The sequence below is a fragment of the Stenotrophomonas sp. genome (genome assembly GCF_032103445.1).
Taxonomy (GTDB): domain Bacteria; phylum Pseudomonadota; class Gammaproteobacteria; order Xanthomonadales; family Xanthomonadaceae; genus Stenotrophomonas.
This window is the reverse complement of sequence record NZ_DAMDFR010000115.1, coordinates 1-6,518: the sequence shown is the minus strand read 5'-3', so window position 1 is coordinate 6,518 and position 6,518 is coordinate 1. Positions and strand designations below refer to the sequence as shown.

General features: G+C 67.0%; 9 protein-coding genes. 4 read left to right on the top strand and 5 right to left on the bottom strand.

Features of this window, described 5'->3' with window-relative positions; genetic code table 11:
• Positions 1 to 992: HDOD domain-containing protein (locus RT551_RS20930; RefSeq protein ID WP_313462069.1), on the top strand; the 992-nt coding region annotated here is incomplete at its 5' end.
• Positions 993 to 1,043: 51 nt separating this feature from the next.
• Here RT551_RS20930 and RT551_RS20925 read toward each other — a convergent pair.
• Genes RT551_RS20925 through RT551_RS20915 form a run of 3 tightly spaced genes read right to left on the bottom strand, consistent with a single transcriptional unit; the run spans position 1,044 to position 3,859 of the window.
• Positions 1,044 to 2,600: a phospholipase D family protein gene (locus RT551_RS20925; protein ID WP_313462066.1), complete on the bottom strand. Its 1,557-nt coding sequence runs from the start codon at positions 2,598 to 2,600 to the stop codon at positions 1,044 to 1,046.
• Between the two features lie 4 nt (positions 2,601 to 2,604).
• Entirely contained in the window at positions 2,605 to 3,315 is a 711-nt protein-coding gene (locus RT551_RS20920; protein WP_313462063.1) for an rRNA pseudouridine synthase, read from the bottom strand.
• Between the two features lie 46 nt (positions 3,316 to 3,361).
• Positions 3,362 to 3,859: a M48 family metallopeptidase gene (locus tag RT551_RS20915; protein ID WP_313462060.1), complete on the bottom strand. Its 498-nt coding sequence runs from the start codon at positions 3,857 to 3,859 to the stop codon at positions 3,362 to 3,364.
• Between the two features lie 47 nt (positions 3,860 to 3,906).
• On the opposite strand from RT551_RS20915, the gene RT551_RS20910 reads away from it, so the two are divergent.
• Together RT551_RS20910 and RT551_RS20905 are read left to right on the top strand one after the other, a co-directional pair.
• On the top strand, positions 3,907 to 4,464 hold the full coding sequence (locus tag RT551_RS20910; RefSeq protein ID WP_313462057.1) for a DUF2058 domain-containing protein: 558 nt from the start codon (positions 3,907 to 3,909) through the stop codon (positions 4,462 to 4,464).
• Between the two features lie 106 nt (positions 4,465 to 4,570).
• Entirely contained in the window at positions 4,571 to 4,837 is a 267-nt protein-coding gene (locus tag RT551_RS20905) for a DksA/TraR family C4-type zinc finger protein (protein WP_313462055.1), read from the top strand.
• A 3-nt stretch (positions 4,838 to 4,840) separates the two neighbouring features.
• Here RT551_RS20905 and RT551_RS20900 read toward each other — a convergent pair whose 3' ends face one another.
• Complete coding sequence (locus RT551_RS20900) at positions 4,841 to 5,422, bottom strand: mechanosensitive ion channel family protein (protein WP_313462053.1); 582 nt, start codon at positions 5,420 to 5,422, stop codon at positions 4,841 to 4,843.
• 44 nt (positions 5,423 to 5,466) lie between these two features.
• Complete coding sequence (locus tag RT551_RS20895; protein ID WP_313462051.1) at positions 5,467 to 5,676, bottom strand: hypothetical protein; 210 nt, start codon at positions 5,674 to 5,676, stop codon at positions 5,467 to 5,469.
• Between the two features lie 127 nt (positions 5,677 to 5,803).
• On the opposite strand from RT551_RS20895, the gene RT551_RS20890 reads away from it, so the two are divergent.
• Entirely contained in the window at positions 5,804 to 6,379 is a 576-nt protein-coding gene (locus RT551_RS20890; RefSeq protein WP_313462048.1) for a sigma-70 family RNA polymerase sigma factor, read from the top strand.
• The last annotated feature ends 139 nt before the right edge of the window (positions 6,380 to 6,518 follow it).

Genomic DNA, 6,518 nt, shown 5'->3' with positions numbered 1-6,518 from the left:
GGCCGGCCGAACGGACGGAGTCCGCCCTGCGCGAGGTTCAGCCGCCGAGCGGGGAGGCCACGTCGATCCTGCAGGCCGGGCTGCATGCCCTGGCGCTGGTGCCGCGCAGCGGCGGTCGGCAGGCCGTGCCGGTGGCCGACGAAACGGCGCTGCGGCATGCGGTGGTCAAGGCCCTGGAGGCCCAGGACTGGTCGGCCCGGCATCTTCCGCGACGACCGCAGCTGTTGCCGCAGCTGATCCAGACCGTGAACGACAGCGATGCCTCGGCACGCGCCATGGCAGTGATCATCGGTCAGGACCCGGTGCTGACCGGCAACCTGCTGCGCATCGCCAACAGCCCGCTGTACCGGCTGCAGGCCAAGCCGGTGGACAGCCTGCAGCGCGCTGTGACCCTGGTCGGCACCGACGGCATCCGCCAGATCATCAGCGCGGTACTGGTGCAACCAGTGATGCAGCTGCATTGCGAGGCGTTCCCGCAGTTCGGCACGGTCATCTGGGAGCACGCGCTGCTGGCGTCGCGCGCGGCGGCCGACCACGCCCGGCGGGTCACCGGGGAAGATGGTTTCGCGGCGCAATGGATGGGCTTGACCCAGGGGTTGGGCGCGGCCCTGGTGATGCGGCACCTGCTGGATGCAGGCACCCGCCATTCAGACGCGCCGCCCTCGCAGGCGCTGGCCAGCGCCCTGCTCGACACCTGGACCCTGCCCGTGGCCAGTCGCATCGCTGCCGCATGGGAACTGCCGCCGGCCGTTCATGACGCGCTGCTGCGCGACACCGACCCTCCGGAGGGAGGTCTGGCCGGCAGCCTGCGCTTCGCCCGCGCGGCGGCCGCTGCCAGCCTGCTGTGCCGCCACGGCCAGATCGGGCAGGCGCAGGCCCTGGCGCTGCTGGAACAGCTGGACGACACGCCGCCACATGCCCTGCAGTGGATCTGGCGACGGCTGCATGGGCGAGGTGTGGAAACGCTCGAGGACGAGGCGACCGACCCGTAGAGCCACGCCCTGCGTGGCTGAAAAACCGCACAGCCACGCAGGGCATGATGGTTACAGCTGCGACTCCAGCGGCAGCCAGCTGATCACCCGCGCGCTGGCACGTTGCCACCACGACGCATCCGGCTCCTTGTCCAGCAGCTGCGACGGCTGTGCGGCACGATCCAGCCAGCGCACGCCGCCACCTGCATCCAGCTCCACCCAGTAGCTCTGCTCCGGTGCCGCCAGGCGCAGAAATTCATCACGCAGCTGCGCCGCCAGGACCGCATCGTCGAACAGCACGCCCATCTCGGTGTTGAGGTAAGCCGAGCGCGGGTCCAGGTTGAACGACCCCACAAACCCGCGTGCGTCATCCAGCACGAAGGCCTTGGTATGCAGGCTGGCTCCGCTGCTGCCGAACAGGCCGCCGCCGTCGCTGCCGCCATGCGCCTTCAGTTCGTACAGATGCACGCCACCGCGCAGCAGCGGCGCGCGGTAGTGCATGTAACCGCCGTGCACGGCGGCCACGTCATTGGCGGCCAGCGAGTTGGTCACGATGCCAACCGTGGCACCGCGCGCGACAAGTGCGGTCAATCCATCTGTGCCCTCATCGCCAGGCACGAAGTAAGGAGAGATGAGCAACGCCTTGTGACGGGTCGCTTCCAGTTCACGCACCAGACGCGTCACCAGCCAGCGCTCACGGTCGTCCCGCTGATGCTTCATTGCCGGATCGGACACAATCTCGACCCGATCGCTCCAGTGCAGGCGGGTAGGTTCCAGGAAGAACGCGCGCGCGGTGGGCGACTGCTCCACGCGCTGCAGGTAAGGCTGCGCACCTTCCAGGCGCGCTTCGTTGGCCAATTCGCGCAGCAGCAGCTTCAACTGCGCGGGCGTATGGAAAGCCAATGCGGCAATCGGTATGGCCGTTTCGCTGTTCCAGTAGTCGTCGAAGAGGGTGCTGGCCTGGCCCACCGCAGGCCCGGCCACCAGCAGGTCGAGGTCGCGGAAGTTCACATCGGGACGCGCGCTGAAATACTCCTCGCCGATATTGCGGCCGCCGACGATGGCGACCCGGCCGTCGGCGATCCACGCCTTGTTGTGCATGCGGTGATTCACGCTGAAGAAGCGCTGCACCATTTCCACCAGCCGCCACAGGCCGTCGCGGTTGCGGAACGGGTTATACAGGCGGATCTCGATATTGGGGTGCTGATCCAGCGCCATCATCAACGCGTCCTTGTCGTGCGCGTTCATGTCGTCAAGCAGGATGCGTACGCGCACGCCGCGTTCGGCGGCCTGGTGCAGTTCCTGCACCATCAGGTGGCCGATGAGATCGTCGTGCCAGATGTAGTACTGCAGATCCAGGCTTCGCGCCGCATGCCGGGTGATGACCGCACGCGCGGCATACGCCTCAAGTCCGTCTGAGAGAAACGCAACACCTGATTGCTGTGGGTGCAGTGCCTGCAGCCGCTCCACCTCGCGGTCGATGGCGCTCTGGGCGGGCTGCAGCGGCAATGACGTGCTGGGCGTGCCCATCGCCTTGGGCGTCAGGTGGTCGGCCAGCAGCAGGCCGCTGAGCACCAGCAGCGCCACCAGGGCCAGCAGCAGAATGACCCAGCGCAGCAGGCGGCGCATGGGTCTAGAACCGCTCGTCCGGTGCCAGGTAACGCCACTGGCCCGGAGCCAGCTTGCCCATTGCAACGCGGCCGATGCGCAGGCGGCGGATGCTCACCACCTGCAGCCCCACCTGCGCGCACATGTCGCGCAACTGGCCCGGCTGCACCGGTTTGATCGCAAAGCGCAGCCGGGTCTCGCTCTGCCAGCTGACCTTGCACGGTGGCAGCGCCCGGCCCCGGTAGCTGAGGCCATGCGCCAGCCGCGCCAGGCCATAGGGGGCCAGTTCGCCGCTGACCTCCACCACATACTCCTGTTCCAGCGTCGGGCTGCGGTCTTTCAGGAACGACAGCATGCGGCCGTCCTGGCTCACCACGACCATGCCGCTGTCTTCGGCTGACAACGCCATGCCCAGCTGCAGGCCGTGGAAGTGGCGCTGCAGCAGATTCACGCCGGTAGCGTCCAGGTCGCTGCGACTGTCGGGTGTGACCAGGGCGCACAGCTGGTCGGCACGGGTACCAGCGGGTTTATGCAGCAGCATGCTGACCGACGCGGTGCGACCGGCCTCGGCATGCTCGCGCAGTGCCACCAGTTCGTCGGTGACCAGCGCCTGCGGCTGTTCCACCACGCTTCCGTCCACCGTCACCCAGCCGCCTTCGATGTAGCGCTGGGCATCACCGCGCGAGCAGCCCAGCAGCTGGGTGAGGCGCTTGTCGAGTCGGATCGGGTCGGTCATGGGGCAGGCAGCAGGTAGCGGATGCGGGCGGGGAGTGTACGGCACCTCAGTCCGGCCGGGCGTCGAGATGGGTCAGGTACATCCGCAGACCGAATTCCAACTGGTGATAGTCCGGCTCCATGTGGGTGCACAACTGGTAGAAGGCCTTGTTGTGATCCGATTCCTTCAGGTGGGCCAGTTCGTGGACCACGATCATCTTCAGGAACGGCGCGGGTGCCTCGCGGAACACGGTTGCGATACGGATCTCGCGGCTGGATTTGAGACGGCTGCCCTGCACCCGCGAGACGGTCGTATGCGTGCCCAGTGCATGCTTGAGCACCTGCAGCCTGCTGTCGTAGATCACTTTGGACAAAGGCACCGACTGACGCAGATACCGCTCTTTGAGTGCCTGCGTGTAGTCATACAACTGGCGGTCGTTGCGTACCTCATGCGGTTCCACATAGCGCTGCTGCAGCCAGGTGCCCAAGCGGTCGGCCGCGATCAGCTCCCGCACCTGCTGCTGCAGGGCGGCGGGGTAACCGGCAAGGTACTTCAAGGGGGTCATGACGGTATGATGGCTCCCGGATTCCAGTAGATACAGACACAAAGCGTATGGCAAAGGGTAACCCCCTGCAGCAGCAGCTGCTCAAGGCCGGCCTGGTGAAGAAGTCCCAGGTGTCCCAGGCCGCGCGCGAGCAGGAAAAGGCGCGGCACGGCAAAGGCCCCGCAGCGCCTACCGACAGCCAGCGCGAAGCCGACCGCCTGCGTGCGGAAAAGGCTGAACGCGACCGTGCCATCGAGGCCGAACGCAAGGCCGGTGCGCAGGCGCAGGAGCGCAAGGCGCAGATCCGCCAGATCATCGAAACCCAGAAGGTCGCCCGCGAGGGTGACAGCGAGTACCGCTTCAACGACGGCACATTGATCCGCACCCTGCTGGTCAATGCCGCCCTGCGCCGCCAGCTGGCGGCCGGCAGCTTGGTGATCGTGCGCTTCGGCGAAGGGTTCGAGCTGGTGCCGCGTGCCGCCGCCGACAAGATCCGCGAGCGCGATGCCGCGGTGATCGTGCTCGACAACGGCCAGAACAAGGGCCATGACGAGCCCAGCACCGGCAATGCCGAAGACGACGCCTACTACGCCCAGTTCCAGGTGCCGGACGACCTGATCTGGTAAGCGGGCTGAACCGTTCACCCGCGCGGCCTGCATTCAGCCGCGCGGCAGCTCACCGCGTCATCGCGGGGCTATGCTGGGCGTCTGATCCATTGTCGGGAGACGCCTCATGGCAACCGGTTGGGCAGGAGACGGCGCGGTCCAGGACCAGATCGACGCCACCGTCGACGACGCCATCCAGCGCGCCCGCGCCCAGTTGCGACAGGGCCCGGGCTTGACCCATTGCGAACACTGCGACGCCCTCATCCCCGAGGCGCGGCGCAGGGCCGTGCCCGGCGTGCGCCTGTGCATTGCCTGCCAGGAAGAACAGGACGCCGCCGAACACGACAACGCCGGCTACAACCGGCGTGGCTCCAAGGACAGCCAGCTGCGCTGACGGTCAGCCGTCCCCCTGTATGCCACCCGGCGCCTGCGACGGATCGCGCCAGCGGCGCACCGTACGCTGGAAGAACATGTTGTTGGGTACCTGCAGCACCGTGCCTTCGTGTCCTTCGCCGTGTTCCTGCAGCGTCGAGTAGATCAGGTTGATGTCGATCACCCGGCCCTTCAGCCCGGGCTTCTCACCGTTCTCCAGCACCTCGATGTAGTCGTGCAGGCGGAACGGGCGGGTGGTGAAGATCAGCAGCGTGCAGAAGATGTTCGACAACACGCTCCATGCAGCGAAGAACGCTACCGCACCCACCGCGGCAAAGCCGGTGAAGGCGGTCCATAACACGGTGGCCGATACCCCGACGATGTTCAGGATGACCAGCAGGGCGGTGAAGTAGACCACGAAGGTGAACACCCGCCGCGCGCCCATCACCATTTCCGGCGGCAGCGTGTAGTGCTCGGCAATGCGCCGTATGACCCGCCGGGCGATCAGGCGCAGCAGCCAGGCAACCAGCAGGGTGCCGAGGATCTGCAGGGCAGGAACCGCGTAGTGCAGCCACGCGTGGGTCCAGACGGGCAGGTGGTCTTTCATGGGTGAAACCTTTGCGTGCAGCGTAAGACAGGGGGCCCTGCATCTTACGCTGCGTCCGTGACCGCGGAGACCCGCAGGTGCCATGGGTGGGACAGCAGGGCGACCAGCTTTGAGCCGCACAGCGGGGGCTGCGCATCGTACTGGACGCACAGGTCCGGGTGCGGGGCCAGCAAAACCCGCACTGTCAGCGGGCTCCACGGCAGGGTGCAGGCGCTCACCAGAGACAACAACAGGGCAAGGCAGTGGGAAGGCATGGCGACTCCGCGCGACGGCGCGCACTGCGGGGGATGCAGGATTGGATGCGCGCCCCGTGAAAAAGGTTTAATCCGATCCGTGTGCATGTCGGCTAAACCTTTTTCCGCGCCCTGGCATCCAAGGGATATGCTCGACACCACCATGCTTCCGCCGCCCACCACCGAAGGCCACAACGCCGATGACGACGCGCTGGTGCGTGCGGCGGTGGCGGGCGATACCGGTGCCTATGAGCGTATTTACCGGCGCCATTCGCCGCGCCTGTATGCGGTGTTATGGCGGCTGTGCGGCGGCAATGCCGCACGTGCAGAGGACGCCCTGCAGGATGCATTCCTGCAGGCCTGGCGTGCACTGCCGGGCTTCCGCTTCGAAAGCAGCCTGGGTACCTGGCTGCACCGGCTGGGGGTGAATGCGGCACTGATGGAACTGCGCGGCCAGGCAGGCCGCGAGGCTGACATTGAAGAAGGCGTGGAGCTGCTGGAGCAGTTGCCGGGGCCACAGCGCTGCGCCGGCACCGCGCTGGATCTGGAGCGCGCGCTGGAAACCCTGCCGCCCCGCGCGCGTGCCGTACTGGTGCTGCACGACATCGAAGGCTGGAAACACCACGAGATTGCCGACCAGCTGCAGATGGCGGTGGGCAGCTCGAAAGCACATCTGCATCGTGCGCGCGGACTGCTGCGCGCGCAGTTGGGAGAACCCGCATGAACGATCACATCCACGACGATGCGTCCGACCCGGTGCTGCAGGCGCAGCTGCGGGCACTGCCTGCCGAGCGCCTGCCGCCGGCACGGGTATGGGAGCAGATCGCAGCGCAGTTGCCCGCAGCGCCGTCGACGGCACCCGC

Excerpts from the sequence above, each read along its gene's own strand:
- RT551_RS20925 (WP_313462066.1), bottom strand. The coding sequence starts at position 2,600 with ATGCGCCGCCTGCTGCGCTGGGTCATTCTGCTGCTGGCCCTGGTGGCG.
- RT551_RS20920 (WP_313462063.1), bottom strand. The coding sequence starts at position 3,315 with ATGACCGACCCGATCCGACTCGACAAGCGCCTCACCCAGCTGCTGGGC.
- RT551_RS20915 (WP_313462060.1), bottom strand. The coding sequence starts at position 3,859 with ATGACCCCCTTGAAGTACCTTGCCGGTTACCCCGCCGCCCTGCAGCAG.
- RT551_RS20910 (WP_313462057.1), top strand. The coding sequence starts at position 3,907 with ATGGCAAAGGGTAACCCCCTGCAGCAGCAGCTGCTCAAGGCCGGCCTG.
- RT551_RS20905 (WP_313462055.1), top strand. The coding sequence starts at position 4,571 with ATGGCAACCGGTTGGGCAGGAGACGGCGCGGTCCAGGACCAGATCGAC.
- RT551_RS20900 (WP_313462053.1), bottom strand. The coding sequence starts at position 5,422 with ATGAAAGACCACCTGCCCGTCTGGACCCACGCGTGGCTGCACTACGCG.
- RT551_RS20895 (WP_313462051.1), bottom strand. The coding sequence starts at position 5,676 with ATGCCTTCCCACTGCCTTGCCCTGTTGTTGTCTCTGGTGAGCGCCTGC.
- RT551_RS20890 (WP_313462048.1), top strand. The coding sequence starts at position 5,804 with ATGCTCGACACCACCATGCTTCCGCCGCCCACCACCGAAGGCCACAAC.